Genomic DNA, 21,280 nt, shown 5'->3' with positions numbered 1-21,280 from the left:
TATCAATCATTATCGACGACGATATTGCTTTTACGTAGCAGCGGGCAATCTGTAATCCCCAAAAATCCACTTTTAGTATGCAGATATTGCACCGTGCTTGTGCTTCGGGCGGTGAGATATGTGCATTGCAGTCCTAACCCGGCAGCATTTTCCTTGCTTCCAATCAGAACGCCATATCCGCTGAGTAATAATCCTGTCCATACCAGTGCTATCAAGATAATTGTGCGAATGATGAATCGCATTACGACCTCTTCTCTTTTTGTTTGCTTAATCGTAGCGGCAATATGGACTGAAGCAAGCGTATCATTCCGAAAAAGCACGAATATCGACATGGTTAGACGTTGTTTAACTAACGCATGATAGTTTAAAGGCAGAAGAGAGGTTAAACGGAGATTGGAGTGAAAAAGTTTCGATGGGTCGTTCTGGTTGCCGCTGTGCTGGCTTTCTTGCTGTTATGGATGCAGGTATTCAACATAATGTGCGATCAGGATGTGCAATTTTTCAGCGGAATTTGTGCCATCAATCAGTTCATCCCATGGTGATATCATTTTTTCATCAGTAGATTTCCTTCCTGCGTAGCAGTGGTAAAATGGCGCCTCTACTTAGAGGTGGTTAAATGAACGAAGTTGTAAATTCAGGCGTGATGAACATTGCGTCTTTGGTCGTATCGGTAGTAGTTCTTATTATTGGGCTCATCTTGTGGTTTTTCATCAACCGTGCCAGTTCCCGGACTAACGAACAGATTGAACTGCTTGAGGCATTGCTGGATCAGCAAAAACGGCAGAATGTACTGTTACGCCGCTTGTGCGAAGCTAACGCACCTGAAAAAGCCGATGAAAAGGTGACTGAGAACCAAAAAACGGGTGAAGATGAAGATATTATTCGTCTGGTAGCAGAACGGTAATCCTTCCTGCAATTTGAGTAACCCTGTGTTGATGGGTTACTCATCTCATCATTCTTACATGCACTATAATGATGCAATTGATTAAAATTAATCCTTTATTGAATTTTGATTATTTTCTCTGTTATTTATTCATTTATTTTGACATCAGAAAAAGTTATTTTTTGTACTTGCTGATTGGGATGTTTGCATCGGAATATTGATTAATTACAGCATTGTTTATAAGCGAAACGTTTCTCTTCTCATTTTTTTATCATTCATCATTTTTTCTTATTTTACATTATTAACATGCTTTGAATATGGCATCGGCATTGCATCTATGTATGTTGTTAACTGACTGTTTTATGAGATAAAGTTATATAACACTTTATCATTACATCGTATAAAAAGTGATATCACACACATTGTGTAATTAAATTGTATTTCTGAACTGGAAGATTAGAACTTATTGAACTATGTTAGAAACCACATCAGTTCAGGCATCTGTTTGTACTGGTATGCTTTAGTGTCTCGATATATCGACACGCATTCCGTTGCATAAATGTGCAAAAAAAGTGGAAGGCGCATCGAGATTTGTGCAGCTGATCGAGACATGTTTAAAAATGGCTTGCCATAATTAACGTTGTATGTGATAACAGCTTTGGGTTAAACGAGGTACAGTTCTGTTTATGTGTGGCATTTTCAGTAAAGAAGTCCTGAGTAAACACGTTGTCGTTGAATACCGCTTCTCTGCCGAACCTTATATTAGTGCCTCAAGCAGTAATGTGTCAGTTTTATCTCTGTAATGCCTGCGGGCGAAGAAAACAATCTAAGGAATTTTTCAAATGGCAAAGATTAAAGGTCAGGTTAAGTGGTTCAACGAGTCTAAAGGTTTTGGCTTCATTACTCCGGCTGATGGCAGCAAAGATGTGTTCGTACACTTCTCCGCTATCCAGGGTAATGGCTTCAAAACTCTGGCCGAAGGCCAGAACGTTGAGTTCGAAATTCAGGACGGCCAGAAAGGTCCGGCAGCTGTTAACGTAACCGCTATCTGATCGAATTCACTGATCTGAAGTGTCAACGCACTTCAATCTCGCTATAAAGCCTCGTCGAAAAGCGAGGCTTTTTACTTTGTTTAATGCTCGCTTACGACCTTCGAATATTTGCCCGCAGCGCGATTCGCGTTACACTTGCGGCATTTAGTATCCCGCCGGAGTTTTCATGTCGTTTTCCTGTCCACTTTGCCACCAGCCTCTATCTCTTGAAAAAAATAGCTATATCTGTCCGCAGCGGCATCAATTTGATATGGCGAAAGAGGGATATGTCAATCTGCTGCCCGTTCAATATAAACGATCCCGCGATCCGGGAGACAGCGCGGAAATGATGCAGGCGCGACGTGCGTTTTTAGATGCCGGTCATTACCAGCCGCTTCGTGATGCGATAGTCGCTCAATTGCGTGGATGTCTTAATGAGCACGCAACAGCGGTACTGGATATTGGCTGTGGGGAAGGGTATTACACTCATGCTTTTGCCGATGCCTTGCCAGTAGTGACAACCTTTGGTCTTGATGTCTCTAAGGTCGCAATTAAAGCTGCGGCGAAACGCTATAAGCAGGTTACCTTTTGTGTCGCTTCCAGCCACCGTCTGCCTTTTGCCGATGCCAGTATGGATGCCATTATTCGCATCTACGCGCCATGCAAAGCAGAAGAGTTAGCGCGTGTCGTCAAACCGGGAGGGTGGGTAATTACCGTTACTCCAGGGCCACGACATTTAATGGAGTTGAAAGGGCTGATTTACGACGAAGTACTTCTGCATGCCCCCCATACTGAACAACTGGAAGGTTTTGCATTACAGCAGAGCGATGAACTGCGGTATCCGATGCGTCTTCGCGGCGATGAAGCTGTTGCATTGTTGCAGATGACGCCGTTTGCCTGGCGTGCGAAGCCTGATGTCTGGCAAACGTTGGCGGCAAAAGAAGTATTCGACTGCCAGACGGATTTTAATATTCACCTCTGGCAGCGAACAAATTAACCGTGGTAGTGCGTCCAGAGGATCTGGACGCCGATGCCGATCAGTACCAACCCGCCGAGAATTTCCGCTTTTTTCCCAATAATTGAGCCGATAAAGCGACCAACCATCATCCCTAATGTCGACATAATCAAGGTTGCACAACCAATGGCTAATGCGGTCGCGATAATGTTGACCTGCAGGAAGGCAAGACCTACACCCACAGCCATGGCATCCAGGCTGGTGGCAATCGCGGTGGTTACCAGTAGCCAGAAACCGTGTCGACGGCGCGGTTCTTCATCTTCATCATCTGCGCCACGAAAACCCTCAATAATCATTCGCCCGCCGAGGAATATCAGCAGCACAAACGCAATCCAGTGGTTCCATTCTAGGACAAAGCGGCTGGCTAACATGCCCATTCCCCAGCCGATCAGCGGCGTCAGGGTTTCGACGGCACCAAAAATAAGGCCGGTTCGCAACGCTTCAGAAAATTTCGGTTTATGGAGGGTGGCACCTTTACCGATTGATGCAGCAAATGCATCCATCGACATACCAAACGCAAGAAGAACAGTAGCAGTGATATTCATGACAACGTCCTGACCGGGGTATCCATAAAACACATCTTCGCCCCCCGCAAACATGCACACATGAACGACAAGACGCGCTCATGCAGGCATAGCGATTGATGTGCATATGGTCTCGCCTGACTGAAAATGTTCAGTCCGTACGTGCCACGTTTTGCAACGAGTATGTTGACACGTACATTTCCGGAGTCTGGAAATCGGCTACTCCCCAAATGAGGTCGCAACCTTAACATATTTTGAGAATATAAAACAACTGTTGGAATATATTATTTCATCACTTCATTGATAACGATTTTCATTTAGATTTATATATAAATGAAACGTTAAAATAAATAACAAATGATCGAAGAGATAATATAGCCTAAGCTATGTCTGGTTATTAAAAATACACTTAACATAGCTTTGGCTAAAGATGTAACTTATTGAGTTGAAACAAGAAGTTTATAAATCTTTTCCAGATCGTCGATATTTCGAACGCGGATTAACAACCGACTCTGTTCTAATTGCATAACCAGGACACCATCTTCCGATAAGTTCATTGCTTTTATCCGGCTATATTCAATCCAGACATTGGCGAAGAAAAAACCTTTCTGTTTAAAGATGATCTTCGGAACGCGGATCCAGAATATATAAAAACCCATCAGCGCCAGAGCACTTAATAACCAGGTGGTAATTTGTGCGCCATGACTGGTCACATTATTGTAGATAAGAATGACAATCAGCCCGACGAAGATAACGCTGTCGATGCGACCGCGCCGCAGCAAAGGAATTGCCAGCAGGGTGGGGCCATTGCGGCGGGGCATAATGAACTGATCGTATATCGCAAAGGCAAGCAGTGCGGCGATGAATAGAATCAGCACCAGTTCCGTGATTGTCATTAATCCTCCAGATAAAAAAACGGGGCCAAAAGGCCCCGGTAGTGTACAACAGTCTTACAGTCCAAGCAGGCCGCAAGCGTAACCAGCGATACCGATGACGAAGAAGCCAACGATGATCCACAGCGGGTTCACTTTTTTGCGCAGCAGCCACATACAGGCGAAGGTCAGCAGCAGCGGTACCAGGCCCGGCATTAACTGGTCAAGAATGGTCTGTACAGTGGTAACGTGCTCTTTACCCGTCTGGTCAGTGATGCGTGAGACGACCAGCGGGATGTTGACATGTGTCCACTTGTTAACCAATGCCCCCATGACAAACAGGCCGAGAATAGACGCCCCTTCCGTCAGTTTTTGCAGGAAGCCGCCGCCCATATCTTTAACGATATCGATGCCCTTGGAGTAACCATATGCTACGCCGTAGTAACGCGTTGCCAGACGTACCAGGTTAAACAGGATAAAGAACAGCAACGGACCTAACAGGCTGCCGCTCATCGCGATACCGGCGCCCAGCGCTGCGAATACCGGACGTACCGTACCCCAGAAGATTGGGTCGCCTACACCTGCCAGCGGACCCATCAGACCTACTTTGATACCGTTGATTGCGCCATCGTCGATCTCTGCACCGTTAGCACGCTGTTCTTCCAGCGCCAGGGTTACGCCCAGAATTGGCGCCGCCACGAACGGTTGGGTGTTAAAGAATTCGAGGTGACGTTTAATCGCCTGTTTACGGGCATCGTTATTTTCCGGGTAGAGGCGACGAATCGCCGGCACCATAGAGAAGCAGAAGCCCAGCGCCTGCATACGCTCGAAGTTCCATGAACCCTGGAAGAGGTTAGAACGCAGGAAGACGCCACGAATATCACTCTTAGTGAGTTTTTTCTCAGTGGTAGTTTGAGTTGTATCAACCATTTCGCTCACCTGTTAGTCCAGTTCGTTGTCGAGATCGTTGTTACCAGCAGCCTGAACTGGCGCACCGGCGACACGGTTATATTTCGGGCTCAGCTGAATGTAGAGCACCGCCATAACGGTACCGATGACACCCAGAGCAACCAGGTTAAAGTTGGTGAATGCTGCGGTTACGAAGCCGAGGTAGAAGAACGGCATCAGGTAGCCAGCACGCATCATGTTGATAACCATCGCATAACCAACTACCACGATCATGCCACCGGCAATGTTCAGACCATTGGTCACCACTTCCGGAATGGCGTTCAGCATGTTTTGAACTTCGCTGGTACCAACAGAAAGCGCAACGATAACGGCCGGAATAGCCACACGCATTGCTTGCAGGAACAGAGACGAAACGTGGATCCATGAAATCGCCGTCAGGTTGCCGTTTTCAGCTGCCTTATCCGCAGCGTGCTGGAAGGCAACGGTAATAGTACGAACGATAATGGTCAGAACCTGGCCTGCTGCTGCCAGAGGGATTGCCAGCGCGATACCGGCACCGATGCTCTGATGACCAGCAATAACCAGAATGGTAGAAATAATTGATGCCAGGGCGGCGTCAGGTGCAACAGCGGCACCGATGTTCATCCAGCCCAGCGCGATCATTTCAAGGGTACCACCGATAATAATACCGGTTTTCATATCCCCAAGAACGATACCCACCAGGGTACACGCGATTAGCGGACGGTGAAACTGAAATTCATCGAGGATTGATCCCATACCTGCGATACAGGCTACGATAAATACCAGCACAATTTGAAGAGCGGTAATCTCCATTGTACTTCTCCTGTTTACGTAAGACTTAAGTGTGAAAACTGAGTGATAATCAACACAATACGTTACTTATCGATTTTGCTGATCAGATCCATCATTTTCAGTTTCTGGTCGGTGGAAACCTTACGGACTTCCAGCTCGATGCCGCGTGCATTCAGTTTCTTGAACGCTTCGATATCTTTTTCATCAACCGAAACTGCGTTATTCACCTGAGTTTTGCCCTGACGGAATGCCATACCACCGACGTTGACTGAGGTGATTTTCACGCCGCCTTCAACGAGACGCTCAACATCTGTCGGGTTGGTAAATAACAGCATCACGCGTTCGCCCGCATATTTCGGGTTGTTGTAGACGCGAATCATTTTGGCGACATCAACTACATGCGCTGTTACGCCGGGAGGTGCAACCTGGGTGAGCAGTGTCTTACGAACGGTATCCGCAGCCACTTCGTCACTAACTACGATGATACGGGAGACATTAGTTTCTTTGGTCCAGCGGGTAGCAACCTGACCGTGAATCAAACGATCGTCGATACGCGCGAGGCCAATTACCATATAGTCGTTTGGTCCCATTGGTTTTGCCGGTGCAGGAGCCGCTTTCGGTGCCGCTGCGGCGGGGGCTGGCGCTGCTTTTTCAACGGGTTTCGCTTTCAGAGCTTTCACACCTTCGCGGCCTGTTTCTACGGCCAGTGCTACCAGTTCGTCAAAGCTTGGGTCATCATCACGAGCCATTAACGTTTCCACTAACATTGGAATGTTAACGCCTGCGATCACTTCATAATGCTCTTTGTCGACGACAATGCGGCTGGCAGCATTGAACGGACTGCCTCCCCATGTATCAACGAGAAACAGCACGCCTTTAGTGGTGTCGAGTTTTGCCAACTGAGCGTTGTACTTTTCGATTAGCGTTTCGGCATTTTCGCCAGGAACAAAATCGATCCAGCCAACGTTTTCCTGCTCGCCTAACAGCATCTCTGCCGTTTTAAGCAACTGCTCTGCAGCCCAACCATGTGTGCCTATAACAATAGCAATGGTCACTTGCTACCTCCTTATTATTGTTAACATCTCAACGTGCCAGATGTATTTTTGAATCGTCGTCCACAATCGAATCGATTCAGATAAGGGCTACAACCGGAAACCCCCTGTGCCTCGCGATTTATTTTAGATATCGAAAAAAATATTTTATGTGATGAAGATCCGTAAATTAACTTTGAATTGACAAAATTCCGAAAGAGTAAAAAAAGTTGTCACATTCATTTGCAAAGGAAGGTAAATCTTTGCCAAATCAGAGATCTCTCTGATATGTTTAACTCCCGTTTAACAACCAAGGAGTATAGGGCTGCAGCCCGCAGTATGGATCGTCACCGACGTCACTTCAGCATCAGGCCATATAGCGCCTGCCTTACTGGCATTTTTTGCCGCACCTTTTGTTTGTATTTTCTCGTTTCGCCTGCATTATTTCTGGCGCCGATTAGCTATTCCTTAAGCAGGAGCTTGTCATGGAATTCTTAATGGATCCCTCGATTTGGGCGGGGCTGCTCACGCTTGTCGTCCTTGAAATCGTGCTGGGTATCGATAACCTGGTTTTTATCGCCATCCTTGCCGATAAACTGCCGCCGAAACAACGTGATAAAGCGCGTTTGTTGGGGCTGTCACTGGCGTTGATTATGCGCCTGGGGCTGTTATCGCTTATTTCATGGATGGTCACGCTGACCAAACCGCTATTTACCGTAATGGATTTTTCTTTCTCCGGGCGCGATCTGATTATGCTGTTCGGGGGGATATTCTTGCTGTTCAAAGCGACAACCGAGTTGCATGAGCGGCTGGAAAATCGCGATCATGACTCTGGTCACGGTAAAGGTTATGCCAGTTTCTGGGTGGTCGTCACACAGATTGTCATCCTTGACGCTGTCTTCTCGCTGGATGCAGTGATTACTGCCGTAGGGATGGTCAACCATCTACCGGTAATGATGGCTGCGGTAGTGATTGCGATGGCAGTTATGTTGCTGGCATCGAAACCGCTGACGCGATTCGTTAACCAGCATCCAACAGTTGTAGTGCTCTGTTTGAGCTTCCTGTTGATGATTGGTCTGAGCCTCGTAGCTGAAGGTTTTGGTTTCCATATTCCAAAAGGCTACCTGTATGCAGCAATTGGTTTCTCGATCATCATCGAAGTGTTTAACCAGATTGCGCGCCGTAACTTTATTCGCCATCAGTCGACTTTACCGCTGCGTGCGCGTACCGCCGATGCCATTCTGCGTTTGATGGGGGGTAAACGTCAGGCAAATGTTCAACACGATGCCGATAACCCGGTGCCAATTCCGGTTCCAGAAGGTGCCTTTGCCGAAGAAGAGCGTTATATGATTAACGGCGTTCTGACTTTGGCGTCACGTTCTCTGCGCGGCATTATGACGCCACGCGGCGAGATCAGTTGGGTAGATGCTAACCTTGGCGTTGATGAAATCCGCCAGCAACTGCTCTCTTCACCGCACAGCCTGTTTCCGGTATGTCGTGGTGAACTGGATGAAATCATCGGTATCGTGCGTGCCAAAGAACTGCTGGTGGCGCTGGAAGTCGGTGTCGACGTGACGGCAATTGCTTCTGCTTCTCCGGCGATAATCGTTCCGGAAACCCTCGACCCGATCAACCTGCTGGGCGTGTTGCGTCGTGCTCGTGGTAGTTTTGTTATCGTCACCAACGAGTTTGGTGTGGTGCAAGGTCTGGTTACGCCGCTGGATGTACTGGAAGCTATTGCTGGTGAGTTCCCGGATGCAGATGAAACGCCGGAAATTGTTATCGATGGCGACGGTTGGCTGGTAAAAGGTGGTACAGACTTACATGCCTTACAGCAGGCGCTTGATGTTGAGCACCTTACCGATGATGATGATATTGCGACGGTTGCAGGTCTGGTAATTTCGGCAAATGGTCACATTCCTCGCGCAGGCGACGTGATCGATGTTGGACCGCTGCATATCACCATCGTAGAAGCCAATGATTATCGTGTTGATCTGGTTCGCATTGTTAAAGAGCAACCGCCGCACGATGAAGACGAATAGCACTAACGCAATGGCATAACGGGCGTAACGTGTCTGTTATGCCTGGTGGGCGGCGGTTGGCTGCCCGCCAGCCATTTCGGGAAATCACGCAGCGGCATGGGCTGCGCGTACAAATACCCTTGTAAAATATGCACGCCATGACGGCGCAAATACTTCGCTTGTTCTTGCGTTTCAACGCCTTCCGCCACCAGTTCAATATTCAGTCTTTGCCCCAGCGCAATAATGATATCTGTCACCGTCGAGTTAACTGCATCTGAACCAATCGCCGCAGTGAAAGACTTATCAATTTTCAGCACGTCAGGACGTAACGTTTCAAGCCAGGAAAACGAACTGTTGCCGGTGCCGAAGTCATCAATCGCCAGCTTGACGTTTTTACGATGCAGTTCGCGGGCAATCCGATAATCAACATCCAGTAAGGCATCGCGCTCGGTAATTTCGAGGATTAGTGGCTGAATCGGGTTAGCACTAAACCAGTAACGATTGAGATCTTTTAACAATACGCCACGGCGAAAATGGCTGGGGGCGACGTTAATGCCGATGTGGAACTGGCTGCTCATTGGAAAAACGTGGAGTTGACGGATGGTTTCCATCATCACATAACGGGTAAGCGGCACTATCAGGTGATGTTCTTCCGCAATGGGGATAAAAACATCCGGCGAGATCCATCCCTGACGCGGATTATTCCAGCGCAGCAATATCTCTACACCAATACATTGCTGCGAGCGTGCATTGAGCAGGGGCTGACAAAATAACTCAAATTCGCGCTGTGCCAGCCCGAGATTTATCTCGCGTGAAAAGCTCATTCTATGGGCCGTGGCCAACCATGCGATGTACCCCACCAGTAAACTCAACAGTACCGCTAGTGGAAACTGGCTGGGAAGATATTGCAACGCCAGCGCTGTCGCACCAGGTCCACTAACGCTGATGATAAAAGGAAAATTCTGCGATGAAACCTGGTAACGTTCATTGCCATTAAGCGGAGGTAAAGAATCAACCAGACCATCATCATAGAGTAAATGGCGATCGGCTACCGTCAGGCTGGCCGTTCTTATTTGCGGCAATTGCGGCTCCAGCAACATTGCCATCAACAGGTCGATGTTGATCATCTCCATCACGCCATCTCGACCATTGCCCGGTAAAGGCGTCCACTGAATCAATACCGGGCTGTCTTTAATTAATACGCGGTCGGTAGTTAAGCGTAAAAGGGGCTGCGGCGCGGGTAAATCAGCCTGGATATCTTCAGCAGGAACATTGCGATAACCAAAAATGCTGGAACAATAAAGCGTGCCGTCTTGCACCAGGCCAATTGACCGTACAGTTTGCAGTTTTGCCGCCTGTTTTCGTAAGGGGAGATGGGCGACTGAGCAGGGGAGTCCAATCAGGGGAAGCAGTACGTTGTTACCCGCCTGAAGTGGAAGCAGGACTTTGTCTAATTCCTCAACGGCGTGATTGGCAAAGAGCACTACCCGCTGCTGATTTAAGTTCCGCTGTGAAATAAATCGCACGCTCAGTGTTGCCACAAACGTAAAGAGTGCGCAAATCGTACAAACAATCATTCGATTACGGCGATAGGTTTTAATGATCCGTTGTGCTTTTTGCATGCGGGCCACCCGGTAAGCGTATGGCGACAAACGCCTGACGCAACAGTGGAAGTGTAGTGGGGAAAATTACAGCAGACGAGAAAGCGAGGGTAAATTCGCCCATCCGTTGCAGATGGGCGAGGATAAAGTATTAGTCACACTGGACTTTAATCGCCAGACCACCGCGTGAGGTTTCGCGATATTTAGCGTTCATATCCTTTCCTGTTTCGTACATCGTTTCGATGACTTTATCCAGTGAGACGCGTGGTGCACTAGTACGACGCAGAGCCATCCGCGCGGCGTTAATCGCCTTCACTGATGCAATAGCGTTACGTTCAATGCACGGAACCTGAACCTGACCCGCAACCGGGTCGCAAGTCAGACCAAGGTTGTGCTCCATGCCAATTTCCGCCGCCACGCAAACCTGTTCAGGGCTACCGCCCAACAGTTCTGCAAGACCCGCCGCAGCCATTGAACAGGCAACGCCCACTTCGCCCTGGCAACCGACTTCCGCACCGGAAATAGACGCGTTCATTTTGTACAGTGCGCCAATCGCTCCGGCCGCCATAAAATAGCGGGTATAAATATCAGGGCTCACCGATTCAATAAAGTGGTCATAGTAAGCCAGTACCGCCGGAACAATGCCACAAGCACCGTTGGTTGGTGCAGTCACCACGCGGCCACCTGCGGCGTTCTCTTCGTTAACTGCCAGCGCAAACATGTTTACCCAGTCGATGACATTCATCGGATCGTTAGACAGTTTATCGCTGGAAACCAGCATACGGCGCAGGGCAGACGCACGGCGCGGAACACGCAGCGGACCAGGTAATACGCCTTCGGTGTTCATCCCACGATCGATACATGCCTGCATGGTTTGCCAGACATGGGCGAAGTACTCGTCGATCTCTTTCTTGCTGTGCAACGCCAGTTCGTTCTGCATTGCCAGACCGGAAAGGGAATAACCGGTTTCATTACAGTACGCAAGCAGCTCGGTGGCGGATTTGAACGGATACGGCACACTGACTTCGTTGGCGGCATCGTGACCAAAATGTTCTTCATCGACGATAAAACCGCCGCCGATGGAATAATAAGTTTTGCTGTAAACAACGGTATCGCCGTTATAGGCGTGGATTTGCATCCCGTTTTCATGCAGCGACAGGTTACCGTTATGAAAACACATCCCGTTGTCGCGTGGGAAATCCACTTCATGCCGTCCCTGTGCCAGCAGCAGACGTTCGCGCTCTTCTACGTCGCGAATAAAACCGGGAATACTGTCGATATCCACGGTGGCAGGTTCGTTACCTGCAAGACCCATAATAATGGCGATATCGGTGTGGTGGCCTTTACCCGTCAGCGACAGTGAACCATAAACGTCCACGGCAACTCGGGTAACGCTATCCAGTAAGCCTTTTTCGACCAGATCATCGACGAACTGTTTACCCGCCTTCATAGGCCCTACAGTATGGGAAGATGAGGGACCAATCCCCACCTTAAACATGTCGAATAGACTAATCACGATAATACTCCTGACAAGGTGACTGGACTTCCAGTAACGAACTAATAACAGCGCATAGTGTAAGAGGGAACGCGGCGACAGGCTTAACTATTCACATGAATTAAACTAATCAAAAACCGCGATTTAACTAATATTGCGATGATTGTCTCAAGTAGTGTTTTGTAGATGTAAAGATAAGTATAGTCAGGGTTTCACACCAATTTGTAGCGCCAGTTCACGAATTATGCCTGCGGTCATTCCCCATACAAAATACTGTTCGTACCAGGACAGCCATACCCGATGTGAATCGCCACGGCGGTAGATATCTAAAGGGTGATAACGACCCAGATGTAATGCCTGGGCTAGCGGCATTTCAAACACCGCCGAGACTTCATCTTCACTGGCGCGATACGGCAGATCGGGCGGGATAATGCCGACCACTGGGGTTACCTGATAGCCAGTTATGCTATCGACGGGCGGCAGCACGCCGATAACTTCAACGGCGGAAGGCGGTATAGCGACCTCTTCTTCGGCTTCACGCAGCGCAGCGGCGATAACTGACGCGTCCGTGTCATCGACTGCACCTCCAGGGAATGCGACTTGTCCAGCATGTTTGCGCAGATGAATGGAACGCTGAGTCAGCAGCAAGCCCGGTTGCGGTCGGCGGACGATGGGGATTAACACGGCAGCCTGACGATGATTTAAGGTTTCCCGGTTAATTTGCGGACGCAATAGTTGAAATCGCGATAAAAAATCATCAAGCGTCAGGCCACGGTATTCCACGTCTTACTTCTCCAGTTGCTTCAGGATACGATTAACTTTATCAAAAGTTTCCTGATATTCCGCTTCTTCCTGGCTATCAGCAACGATGCCGCCACCAGCGGAACAGTAAATCTGCCCGTTAACCGCCGTCAGCGTGCGGATGGTGATGCTGGTATCCATATTGCCGCAGAAGCTTAAATAGCCAATGCTGCCGCACCAGGCATTGCGTCGCTGCGGTTCCAGTTCATCAATAATCTCCATTGCCCGTACTTTCGGCGCGCCGGTGATTGAGCCTCCGGGAAAAGCCGCGCGCAGCAGATCGCTGGCATGCAACTGCTCTGGCAAGCGCGCCGTTATGGTGCTGACCAGATGATGCACGGCAGGGAAGGGCTCTACCACAAACAGTTCAGGCACTTTTACTGAGCCTGGTACGGCAACTCGGCCAATGTCATTGCGCATTAAATCGACAATCATCAGATTTTCGGCGCGATCTTTCGGTGAGTTCGCCAGTTTTTCAGCTTGTTTGTTATCTTCCTGAGGATCGGACAAGCGTGGGAGCGTGCCTTTAATCGGGCGGGTCTGGATCTCACCACCATCACAAAGAATAAACCGTTCTGGTGAAAGGCTTAAAATCACACCTTGTTCCAGACGCAGGAAGGCACTGAACGGTGCGCGGTTGGCCTGATTAAGCTGAACGAACGCCTGCCATTCATCGCCAGAATAGGTCGCGTGAAAACGCTGGGCGAGATTCACCTGATAGCAATCGCCGCTGTGCAGATATTCCTGCACCTGGCGAAATTTCTCGCCATACTGCTCGCGGTTCATATTGGATTGCCAGGCGGATGTTAACTGGAAATCTTGCTGTGGTGCTATTTGCTGGCTATCCAGCCACGCCAGACGGGCATTGACATCACGATGGCTGAGTAGCGAAATACGCTGGCGCTGGTGATCGACGATCAGCGCCCAGTCGTAGATACCAACCGCCATGTCAGGCAGGTCGATATCTCGTTGCGCAATTTCTGGCAGCGACTCAAACCGACGACCCAGATCGTAGCCAAACAGCCCAAGCGCGCCGCCCTGAAATGGCAAATTATTGCTATGCGACGGGTGAATGTTTGCACGGTCCAGTGCCTGTTGGAGCACTTTGAGCGGATCGTCAGTGGTCGTTGTGCGGATTTCTCCTTCACATACCCGGGTTTCATTATCGTGAGTGGTTAAAGTGCAAACGGGGTCAGCCACCACAATATCAAAGCGACTATGCGGATGGTCGGCGTAGCCGGAGTGCAACAACATCGCCCACGGCAGGTGGCTTAAGCGGGCAAAATAAAATTCAGCGGCGTCCTGACGCCAGGGTAAAGTAATCACAGCGGGAGATAACGTCTTCATCAGTCCTGACTCTACTGGCTATGTGCCGGGTAGCATGAAATAATTAGCGCCAACAATTTAGCAGGAGTTAACAATGTTTGCAGGTTTACCTTCACTCACCCATGAACAGCAGCAAAAAGCCGTTGAGCGTATTCAGGAACTGATGGCACAGGGGATGAGCAGCGGTCAGGCAATCACGCTGGTGGCAGAAGAGCTGCGCGCCAACCATACCGGCGAGCAAATAGTGGCGCGTTTTGAGGATGAAGACGAGTAACACAAAATGATCCGTATCGATTTCGTCACGGATGACGTCCTGTATCTTGATACGGATAGCCTCATCGGCTGGGAATTTCCGGCATGAACTTACATCGTGCCATTTTTGACGGTATGTGCCTGGACGGCGCGCGTTATGACAATGGTCCACTGCGTTGAAACAAAAATCACGGGGCCATATCTGTTGATTAATTTGGGCTGTGTTGATGATGACGAGAAAAAAGGACGCTTTTCTGAGGTCAATGAAAGCGTCCGGATTGATTTTTAAAGCTGGAGTTTTAACTCACACAAGGGCTTTAAGTTCTTCCTGCATATAAGACGAGAAGTATTCAGGGTTTTTAATCACCACGCGTTCGCCAGAATCCATCTTTTTTGCCCATCCCACCATTTTTTCCGTGAATCCAGGATTCCAGCCTTCCTGTTCAGCTCGCGCAGTAATATCGGCGGTACTCGCGGGGACTCCCAGGTCATGCAAATATTTAAATATTCCTTTCGCCGTACTTTCATTCATCGAGCTTGGTGTTGATGCTGATACATCCATGGCACTAATGAAATCCAGGGCTTTATCTATTGCAGCAGGCATATTCTTGTCCTTAAATTAACCACGTTTTTGATAAGGCTATATATGACCTTAAATTGCATCTAATATCAAAGGGATTATAACGATATATCAGTAGTTAACCTGTTGACATTCAGGTATTTTAAAGGTAGCAGGTCATGGCGGGTTTTCTAGTGATATGGCAAAAAATTAACGGTGAATCGCCGCGCTCCAGCCAGATTGTTAAGGGCAGAAAAGTCAGAGTAAACGGCTCGGGGAGTTAACAGAATGGTTTAATTTGGGTGATTAATATCATTTTTGTATAGATGCAGTTGAAATCATAAAAATAAGTTACCTGACGGATTTCATTATTTATCTAAAGTATCCTCTTAAACACTGGCCGATTTGTTTATAACCGACCAGTATTTTCGAACAATTATCGTCTGATTTTTACTTTGATAGAATTCTTTTTCTGGAATTAAACCGCAGCGATAATCTTAATTTCAACCTTGTACTGCGGATTCATCAGCCCCGCCTGCACCGTGCAGCGCACCGGCGCGTGACCCGCTACAACCCAGGCATCCCATGCTTTATTCATTGCCGCAAAGTCGTTTTTATCGGCAAGGAAAATGGTGGCATCCAGAATGCTCGATTTATTGCTGCCCTGTTTTTCCAGCACGGCGTCAATTTGCGCCAGCGTGTTGGCGGTTTGTTCAAAAGCATCGGCATCGAGGTTTTCTGGTACGCCAGTGTAGTAGAGCGTGTTGTTGTGGATCACCACATCAGACCAGCGGGTTTCAGCGTCGATACGAACGATAGTCATCATTATGTCCTCATTAACTTTCCATTTTTGTGCTGCAAAGACTGCCACAATGTGAGGTTGCCGTCACCACTTCAACTGGCGAAAACCAGCCTGGCCTGACATAATCCCTGTTCAAATCAACAGGGGGTAGTGTGACGGACGATTTTGCACCAGACGGTCAACTGGCGAAAGCGATACCAGGCTTTAAGCCGCGAGAACCACAGCGACAGATGGCGGTAGCCGTCACCCAGGCGATAGAAAAAGGCCAGCCGCTGGTGGTGGAAGCAGGAACCGGTACGGGCAAAACCTACGCTTACCTGGCTCCTGCGCTGCGGGCGAAAAAGAAAGTCATCATCTCGACCGGCTCAAAAGCGTTGCAGGATCAGCTCTACAGCCGCGATTTGCCAACGGTCTCAAAGGCATTGAAATACACGGGCAATGTGGCGTTGCTGAAAGGGCGCTCAAACTACCTCTGCCTCGAACGACTTGAACAGCAGGCGCTGGCGGGCGGAGATTTGCCAGTACAAACCTTAAGCGATGTGATCCTCCTGCGCTCCTGGTCTAATCAAACAGTCGATGGCGATATCAGCACCTGCGTTAGCGTGGCGGAAGATTCACAGGCGTGGCCGCTAGTCACCAGCACCAACGACAACTGTCTTGGCAGCGACTGCCCAATGTATAAAGATTGCTTTGTGGTTAAAGCGCGTAAAAAAGCGATGGATGCTGATGTGGTGGTGGTGAACCATCATCTGTTTCTGGCGGATATGGTGGTGAAAGAGAGCGGATTTGGCGAACTGATCCCGGAAGCAGACGTGATGATCTTCGACGAAGCCCACCAGCTGCCGGACATTGCCAGCCAGTACTTTGGGCAGTCGCTCTCCAGCCGACAACTGCTCGATCTGGCAAAAGACATTACCATCGCCTATCGCACCGAATTAAAAGACACTCAACAGTTACAAAAATGCGCCGACCGTCTTGCCCAGAGCGCGCAGGATTTTCGTCTGCAACTCGGCGAGCCAGGTTATCGCGGTAATCTGCGCGAACTGTTAGCCAACCCACAAATTCAGCGGGCGTTTTTACTGCTCGATGACACCCTTGAACTCTGTTACGACGTGGCGAAACTGTCTCTGGGGCGTTCCGCCTTGCTTGATGCGGCATTTGAGCGCGCCACGTTATATCGTACACGTCTGAAGCGGCTAAAAGAGATCAACCAACCAGGCTACAGCTACTGGTACGAATGCACTTCGCGCCATTTTACTCTGGCACTCACGCCGCTCAGCGTGGCGGATAAATTCAAAGAGCTAATGGCGCAAAAGCCCGGAAGCTGGATCTTTACCTCGGCAACGTTGTCGGTGAATGACGATCTGCATCATTTCACCTCGCGGCTTGGTATCGAACAGGCGGAGTCGTTGCTGTTGCCAAGCCCCTTTGATTACAGCCGCCAGGCGTTACTCTGTGTGCCGCGCAATCTGCCGCAAACCAACCAGCCAGGTTCTGCTCGCCAGTTAGCGGCAATGCTGCGACCGATCATCGAAGCTAACAACGGTCGTTGCTTTATGCTTTGTACCTCGCACGCCATGATGCGCGATCTGGCTGAGCAGTTCCGCGCTACCATGACGCTTCCCGTATTGTTGCAGGGGGAAACCAGCAAAGGGCAACTGTTGCAGCAATTTGTCAGTGCCGGTAACGCGCTTCTTGTGGCGACCAGCAGTTTCTGGGAAGGGGTGGACGTGCGTGGCGATACATTGTCATTGGTGATTATCGACAAGTTGCCGTTTACCTCGCCGGATGACCCGCTGTTAAAAGCGCGCATGGAAGATTGCCGTTTGCGCGGTGGCGACCCGTTCGATGAAGTGCAACTACCAGATGCCGTTATTACTCTCAAACAGGGAGTAGGGCGACTGATTCGCGACGCCGACGATCGCGGCGTGTTGGTGATTTGCGACAATCGGCTGGTGATGCGCCCTTATGGCGCCACTTTTCTTGCCAGCCTGCCGCCCGCGCCGCGTACCCGTGATATTGCCCGTGCGGTTCGTTTCCTTGCGATACCATCCTCCAGGTAATTTGTGATGGAGTATGGTATGATGCGCGCCTTTTTATTGATCTAAGCACGAAGACCCATGCGAATTCTGGCTATCGATACCGCGACAGAGGCCTGCTCTGTCGCCCTGTGGAACGACGGTACTGTCAACGCTCATTTTGAGCTTTGCCCTCGTGAACATACTCAACGAATCTTACCGATGGTGCAGGATATCCTGACCACCAGCGGAACTTCCCTGACTGACATAAACGCTCTGGCTTACGGGCGCGGCCCCGGTAGCTTTACCGGCGTGCGCATCGGTATTGGCATTGCGCAAGGGCTGGCACTTGGTGCGGAGCTACCGATGATTGGCGTCTCCACGCTAATGACAATGGCGCAAGGAGCATGGCGCAAAACTGGCGCAACCCGCGTACTGGCAGCCATTGACGCGCGAATGGGCGAAGTTTACTGGGCCGAATATCAGCGTGATGAAAACGGTGTCTGGCACGGTGAAGAAACCGAAGCCGTACTCAAACCAGAACTCGTTCATGAACGGATGCAACAGCTTTCCGGTGAATGGGCGACCGTGGGTACAGGCTGGCAAGCCTGGCCGGATCTCGGTAAAGAAAGCGGGCTGGTTTTGCGCGATGGCGAAGTGTTACTGCCCGCTGCAGAAGATATGCTGCCGATTGCCTGTCAGATGTTTGCCGAGGGTAAAACGGTGGCGGTGGAACATGCCGAGCCGGTTTATTTGCGTAACAACGTCGCGTGGAAGAAACTTCCGGGCAAAGAATGAATCTTAAGAGTATGCCCTGAGAAAAAAGGAGTCGCATCATGGCGGTTCAAAACAATGTTATCAAAGGCATACTGGCAGGTACGTTTGCGCTAATACTGAGCGGTTGTGTCACTGTGCCGGACGCCATTAAAGGCAGTAGCCCAACGCCGCAACAAGATTTAGTTCGGGTGATGAATGCGCCGCAGCTGTACGTTGGTCAGGAAGCGCGATTTGGCGGTAAAGTGGTTGCGGTGCAAAACCAGCAAGGGAAAACCCGCCTGGAAATTGCCACTGTACCACTCGACAGCGGAGCAAGACCGACGCTGGGAGAACCTTCTCGCGGGCGCATTTATGCCGATGTGAATGGTTTTCTTGATCCGGTCGATTTCCGAGGCCAGCTGGTGACAGTTGTCGGGCCAATCACCGGTACGGTTGACGGAAAAATTGGCAACACGCCATATAAATTTATGGTAATGCAGGCAACGGGTTACAAACGTTGGCATTTAACCCAGCAGGTGATTATGCCGCCACAGCCGATTGATCCCTGGTTTTATGGTGGGCGAGGCTGGCCCTATGGCTACGGCGGATGGGGCTGGTATAATCCAGGTCCCGCGAGAGTACAAACAGTTGTAACTGAATAATTGCTTGTTTTTAAAGAAAAAGAAACAGCGGCTGGTCCGCTGTTTCTGCATTCTTACAGTAAAGATAAAAATAAATAGTGACGCGCTTCGCAACCTTTTCGTTGGGTAATTATCAAGCTGGTAAGATGAGTTAATATTATGTTAACAACATGTTTATCACTTGGGGTTGCGATGACGACGAACACGCATTTTAGAGGTGAAGAATTGAAGAAGGTTTGGCTTAACCGTTATCCCGCGGACGTTCCGACGGAGATCAACCCTGACCGTTATCAATCTCTGGTAGATATGTTTGAGCAGTCGGTCACGCGCTACGCCGATCAGCCCGCGTTTATGAATATGGGGGAGGTCATGACCTTCCGCAAGCTGGAAGAACGCAGTCGCGCGTTTGCCGCTTATTTGCAACAAGGGTTGGGGCTGAAGAAAGGCGATCGCGTTGCGCTGATGATGCCTAACTTATTGCAATATCCAGTGGCGCTGTTCGGCATTTTGCGCGCCGGGATGATTGTCGTAAACGTCAACCCGTTGTATACCCCACGCGAGCTTGAGCATCAGCTCAATGACAGCGGCGCATCGGCGATTGTCATTGTGTCTAACTTTGCCCACACTCTGGAAAAAGTGGTTGATAAAACCGCCGTTCAGCACGTTATTCTGACCCGTATGGGCGATCAGCTTTCCACAGCGAAAGGCACACTGGTTAACTTCGTTGTTAAATACATCAAGCGTCTGGTGCCGAAATACCATCTGCCAGATGCCATTTCATTTCGTAGCGCCCTGCATAACGGCTACCGGATGCAGTACGTCAAACCTGAACTGGTGCCGGAAGATTTAGCTTTCCTGCAATACACCGGCGGCACCACAGGTGTGGCGAAAGGCGCGATGCTGACTCACCGCAATATGCTGGCGAACCTGGAACAGGTCAACGCCACCTATGGGCCGTTGCTGCATCCAGGTAAAGAACTGGTAGTAACGGCACTGCCGCTCTATCACATTTTTGCACTGACCATTAACTGTCTGCTGTTTATCGAACTCGGCGGGCAGAACCTGCTTATTACTAACCCACGTGATATTCCGGGGCTGGTGAAAGAGCTGGCGAAATATCCGTTTACCGCTATCACCGGCGTAAACACCTTGTTCAATGCGTTGCTGAACAATAAAGAGTTCCAGCAGCTGGATTTCTCCAGTCTGCACCTTTCCGCAGGCGGTGGGATGCCTGTTCAGCAAGTGGTGGCAGAACGTTGGGTGAAACTGACCGGACAGTATCTGCTGGAAGGTTATGGCCTGACCGAGTGCGCGCCGCTGGTCAGCGTTAACCCGTATGATATTGATTATCATAGCGGTAGCATCGGTTTGCCGGTGCCGTCGACGGAAGCCAAGCTGGTGGATGACGACGACAACGAAGTACCACCAGGCCAGCCAGGTGAACTTTGTGTCAAAGGACCGCAGGTGATGCTGGGATACTGGCAGCGTCCGGATGCTACCGATGAGATCATCAAAAATGGCTGGTTACACACTGGCGACATCGCGGTGATGGATGAAGAAGGATTCCTGCGTATTGTCGATCGCAAAAAAGACATGATTCTGGTTTCCGGTTTTAACGTTTATCCCAACGAGATTGAAGATGTCGTCATGCAGCATCCTGGCGTACAGGAAGTCGCGGCTGTTGGCGTACCTTCCGGCTCCAGTGGTGAAGCGGTGAAAATCTTCGTAGTGAAAAAAGATCCATCGCTTACCGAAGAGTCACTGGTGACCTTTTGTCGCCGTCAGCTCACGGGCTACAAAGTACCGAAGCTGGTGGAGTTTCGTGATGAGTTACCGAAATCTAACGTCGGAAAAATTTTGCGACGAGAATTACGTGACGAAGCGCGCGGCAAAGTGGACAATAAAGCCTGAGCGTTAAGTCAGTCGTCAG

The 21,280-nt window shown here is 49.6% G+C and carries 24 protein-coding genes; 12 read left to right on the top strand and 12 right to left on the bottom strand.

Translation table 11 applies throughout. The features are described 5' to 3' along the window. Positions 1 to 2 precede the first annotated feature (2 nt). On the bottom strand, positions 3 to 242 hold the full coding sequence (locus tag D9597_RS16625; protein ID WP_130208729.1) for a YobH family protein: 240 nt from the start codon (positions 240 to 242) through the stop codon (positions 3 to 5). Between the two features lie 156 nt (positions 243 to 398). Here D9597_RS16625 and mgrB point away from each other — a divergent pair, with 156 nt between their 5' ends. The 5 genes from mgrB (at position 399) to rlmA (ending at position 2,911) form a co-directional block, all read left to right on the top strand. Then, positions 399 to 542, top strand: coding sequence for a PhoP/PhoQ regulator MgrB (mgrB, locus tag D9597_RS16620; protein WP_130208449.1), 144 nt, complete (start codon positions 399 to 401; stop codon positions 540 to 542). Between the two features lie 74 nt (positions 543 to 616). Beyond that, a complete protein-coding gene (locus tag D9597_RS16615) occupies positions 617 to 904 on the top strand; it encodes a YebO family protein (protein ID WP_130223513.1) in 288 nt (95 codons plus the stop codon). A gap of 665 nt (positions 905 to 1,569) precedes the next feature. Further along, entirely contained in the window at positions 1,570 to 1,686 is a 117-nt protein-coding gene (locus D9597_RS16610) for a DUF2627 domain-containing protein (protein WP_064529246.1), read from the top strand. A 39-nt stretch (positions 1,687 to 1,725) separates the two neighbouring features. Beyond that, entirely contained in the window at positions 1,726 to 1,935 is a 210-nt protein-coding gene (cspE, locus tag D9597_RS16605) for a transcription antiterminator/RNA stability regulator CspE (RefSeq protein WP_001062678.1), read from the top strand. 166 nt (positions 1,936 to 2,101) lie between these two features. Further along, positions 2,102 to 2,911 carry a 23S rRNA (guanine(745)-N(1))-methyltransferase gene (gene rlmA, locus D9597_RS16600; protein WP_130208445.1) on the top strand — a complete coding sequence of 270 codons (810 nt, stop codon included), beginning with the start codon at positions 2,102 to 2,104 and terminating at the stop codon, positions 2,909 to 2,911. Here the strand turns inward: rlmA and mntP are convergent. From mntP to manX, 5 genes are all read right to left on the bottom strand, one after another. Beyond that, positions 2,908 to 3,474: a manganese efflux pump MntP gene (mntP, locus tag D9597_RS16595; RefSeq protein ID WP_001353153.1), complete on the bottom strand. Its 567-nt coding sequence runs from the start codon at positions 3,472 to 3,474 to the stop codon at positions 2,908 to 2,910. The two genes, rlmA and mntP, sit on opposite strands and share 4 nt — an antisense overlap. Before the next feature lie 416 nt (positions 3,475 to 3,890). Beyond that, on the bottom strand, positions 3,891 to 4,349 hold the full coding sequence (locus D9597_RS16590) for a DUF986 family protein (protein WP_130223511.1): 459 nt from the start codon (positions 4,347 to 4,349) through the stop codon (positions 3,891 to 3,893). Between the two features lie 54 nt (positions 4,350 to 4,403). Continuing rightward, positions 4,404 to 5,255: a PTS mannose transporter subunit IID gene (gene manZ, locus D9597_RS16585; RefSeq protein ID WP_130208438.1), complete on the bottom strand. Its 852-nt coding sequence runs from the start codon at positions 5,253 to 5,255 to the stop codon at positions 4,404 to 4,406. 12 nt (positions 5,256 to 5,267) lie between these two features. Continuing rightward, complete coding sequence (gene manY, locus D9597_RS16580; protein WP_064529241.1) at positions 5,268 to 6,068, bottom strand: PTS mannose transporter subunit IIC; 801 nt, start codon at positions 6,066 to 6,068, stop codon at positions 5,268 to 5,270. Between the two features lie 62 nt (positions 6,069 to 6,130). Continuing rightward, positions 6,131 to 7,102, bottom strand: coding sequence for a PTS mannose transporter subunit IIAB (manX, locus tag D9597_RS16575; RefSeq protein WP_130223509.1), 972 nt, complete (start codon positions 7,100 to 7,102; stop codon positions 6,131 to 6,133). A gap of 315 nt (positions 7,103 to 7,417) precedes the next feature. Here manX and D9597_RS23535 point away from each other — a divergent pair, with 315 nt between their 5' ends. Then, positions 7,418 to 7,576, top strand: coding sequence for a hypothetical protein (locus tag D9597_RS23535; protein WP_276319693.1), 159 nt, complete (start codon positions 7,418 to 7,420; stop codon positions 7,574 to 7,576). After that, complete coding sequence (yoaE, locus tag D9597_RS16570; RefSeq protein ID WP_130223507.1) at positions 7,564 to 9,120, top strand: CNNM family cation transport protein YoaE; 1,557 nt, start codon at positions 7,564 to 7,566, stop codon at positions 9,118 to 9,120. Before D9597_RS23535 ends, yoaE begins: the two co-directional genes overlap by 13 nt. Positions 9,121 to 9,122: 2 nt before the next feature. On the opposite strand, the gene D9597_RS16565 is transcribed toward yoaE, so the two are convergent. The 4 genes from D9597_RS16565 to pabB form a co-directional block, all read right to left on the bottom strand. Continuing rightward, positions 9,123 to 10,721, bottom strand: coding sequence for a cyclic diguanylate phosphodiesterase (locus D9597_RS16565; protein WP_130223505.1), 1,599 nt, complete (start codon positions 10,719 to 10,721; stop codon positions 9,123 to 9,125). 130 nt (positions 10,722 to 10,851) lie between these two features. Beyond that, entirely contained in the window at positions 10,852 to 12,216 is a 1,365-nt protein-coding gene (sdaA, locus tag D9597_RS16560; RefSeq protein WP_130223503.1) for an L-serine ammonia-lyase, read from the bottom strand. A 183-nt stretch (positions 12,217 to 12,399) separates the two neighbouring features. After that, positions 12,400 to 12,978 carry a CoA pyrophosphatase gene (locus D9597_RS16555; protein WP_130223501.1) on the bottom strand — a complete coding sequence of 193 codons (579 nt, stop codon included), beginning with the start codon at positions 12,976 to 12,978 and terminating at the stop codon, positions 12,400 to 12,402. Positions 12,979 to 12,981: 3 nt separating this feature from the next. Continuing rightward, entirely contained in the window at positions 12,982 to 14,343 is a 1,362-nt protein-coding gene (gene pabB, locus D9597_RS16550; protein WP_130223499.1) for an aminodeoxychorismate synthase component 1, read from the bottom strand. Between the two features lie 73 nt (positions 14,344 to 14,416). On the opposite strand from pabB, the gene D9597_RS16545 reads away from it, so the two are divergent. Continuing rightward, positions 14,417 to 14,596 carry a YoaH family protein gene (locus D9597_RS16545; RefSeq protein ID WP_130223497.1) on the top strand — a complete coding sequence of 60 codons (180 nt, stop codon included), beginning with the start codon at positions 14,417 to 14,419 and terminating at the stop codon, positions 14,594 to 14,596. Between the two features lie 282 nt (positions 14,597 to 14,878). Here D9597_RS16545 and D9597_RS16535 read toward each other — a convergent pair whose 3' ends face one another. Next, positions 14,879 to 15,178 carry a DUF1889 family protein gene (locus D9597_RS16535; RefSeq protein ID WP_130208426.1) on the bottom strand — a complete coding sequence of 100 codons (300 nt, stop codon included), beginning with the start codon at positions 15,176 to 15,178 and terminating at the stop codon, positions 14,879 to 14,881. Between the two features lie 433 nt (positions 15,179 to 15,611). Continuing rightward, complete coding sequence (locus D9597_RS16530) at positions 15,612 to 15,956, bottom strand: RidA family protein (protein ID WP_130223696.1); 345 nt, start codon at positions 15,954 to 15,956, stop codon at positions 15,612 to 15,614. Positions 15,957 to 16,087: 131 nt separating this feature from the next. Here D9597_RS16530 and D9597_RS16525 point away from each other — a divergent pair, with 131 nt between their 5' ends. From D9597_RS16525 to fadD, 4 genes are all read left to right on the top strand, one after another. Further along, on the top strand, positions 16,088 to 17,998 hold the full coding sequence (locus D9597_RS16525) for an ATP-dependent DNA helicase (RefSeq protein ID WP_130223495.1): 1,911 nt from the start codon (positions 16,088 to 16,090) through the stop codon (positions 17,996 to 17,998). A 57-nt stretch (positions 17,999 to 18,055) separates the two neighbouring features. Next, complete coding sequence (gene tsaB / locus D9597_RS16520; RefSeq protein WP_130223493.1) at positions 18,056 to 18,751, top strand: tRNA (adenosine(37)-N6)-threonylcarbamoyltransferase complex dimerization subunit type 1 TsaB; 696 nt, start codon at positions 18,056 to 18,058, stop codon at positions 18,749 to 18,751. Between the two features lie 38 nt (positions 18,752 to 18,789). After that, positions 18,790 to 19,371: a Slp family lipoprotein YeaY gene (gene yeaY / locus D9597_RS16515; RefSeq protein ID WP_130218769.1), complete on the top strand. Its 582-nt coding sequence runs from the start codon at positions 18,790 to 18,792 to the stop codon at positions 19,369 to 19,371. Positions 19,372 to 19,575: 204 nt separating this feature from the next. Next, positions 19,576 to 21,261 carry a long-chain-fatty-acid--CoA ligase FadD gene (gene fadD, locus D9597_RS16510; protein ID WP_130218771.1) on the top strand — a complete coding sequence of 562 codons (1,686 nt, stop codon included), beginning with the start codon at positions 19,576 to 19,578 and terminating at the stop codon, positions 21,259 to 21,261. Positions 21,262 to 21,280 lie beyond the last annotated feature (19 nt).

Source organism: Escherichia sp. E13S3 (assembly GCF_004212325.1).
In the GTDB taxonomy this organism is placed as follows: Bacteria; Pseudomonadota; Gammaproteobacteria; order Enterobacterales; family Enterobacteriaceae; genus Escherichia.
The sequence above is the reverse complement of the archived record's forward strand: the minus strand, read 5'-3'. Positions and strand labels throughout refer to the sequence as shown.

Bases quoted from the DNA above. Each gene is read 5' to 3' on its own strand.
- D9597_RS23535 (WP_276319693.1), top strand. From the start codon at position 7,418: ATGGATCGTCACCGACGTCACTTCAGCATCAGGCCATATAGCGCCTGC.
- rlmA (WP_130208445.1), top strand. From the start codon at position 2,102: ATGTCGTTTTCCTGTCCACTTTGCCACCAGCCTCTATCTCTTGAAAAA.
- D9597_RS16590 (WP_130223511.1), bottom strand. From the start codon at position 4,349: ATGACAATCACGGAACTGGTGCTGATTCTATTCATCGCCGCACTGCTT.
- yeaY (WP_130218769.1), top strand. From the start codon at position 18,790: ATGGCGGTTCAAAACAATGTTATCAAAGGCATACTGGCAGGTACGTTT.
- D9597_RS16625 (WP_130208729.1), bottom strand. From the start codon at position 242: ATGCGATTCATCATTCGCACAATTATCTTGATAGCACTGGTATGGACA.
- manY (WP_064529241.1), bottom strand. From the start codon at position 6,068: ATGGAGATTACCGCTCTTCAAATTGTGCTGGTATTTATCGTAGCCTGT.
- D9597_RS16615 (WP_130223513.1), top strand. From the start codon at position 617: ATGAACGAAGTTGTAAATTCAGGCGTGATGAACATTGCGTCTTTGGTC.
- D9597_RS16610 (WP_064529246.1), top strand. From the start codon at position 1,570: ATGTGTGGCATTTTCAGTAAAGAAGTCCTGAGTAAACACGTTGTCGTT.
- yoaE (WP_130223507.1), top strand. From the start codon at position 7,564: ATGGAATTCTTAATGGATCCCTCGATTTGGGCGGGGCTGCTCACGCTT.
- pabB (WP_130223499.1), bottom strand. From the start codon at position 14,343: ATGAAGACGTTATCTCCCGCTGTGATTACTTTACCCTGGCGTCAGGAC.
- tsaB (WP_130223493.1), top strand. From the start codon at position 18,056: ATGCGAATTCTGGCTATCGATACCGCGACAGAGGCCTGCTCTGTCGCC.
- D9597_RS16565 (WP_130223505.1), bottom strand. From the start codon at position 10,721: ATGCAAAAAGCACAACGGATCATTAAAACCTATCGCCGTAATCGAATG.
- D9597_RS16530 (WP_130223696.1), bottom strand. From the start codon at position 15,956: ATGACTATCGTTCGTATCGACGCTGAAACCCGCTGGTCTGATGTGGTG.
- cspE (WP_001062678.1), top strand. From the start codon at position 1,726: ATGGCAAAGATTAAAGGTCAGGTTAAGTGGTTCAACGAGTCTAAAGGT.
- D9597_RS16535 (WP_130208426.1), bottom strand. From the start codon at position 15,178: ATGCCTGCTGCAATAGATAAAGCCCTGGATTTCATTAGTGCCATGGAT.
- D9597_RS16545 (WP_130223497.1), top strand. From the start codon at position 14,417: ATGTTTGCAGGTTTACCTTCACTCACCCATGAACAGCAGCAAAAAGCC.
- manZ (WP_130208438.1), bottom strand. From the start codon at position 5,255: ATGGTTGATACAACTCAAACTACCACTGAGAAAAAACTCACTAAGAGT.
- mntP (WP_001353153.1), bottom strand. From the start codon at position 3,474: ATGAATATCACTGCTACTGTTCTTCTTGCGTTTGGTATGTCGATGGAT.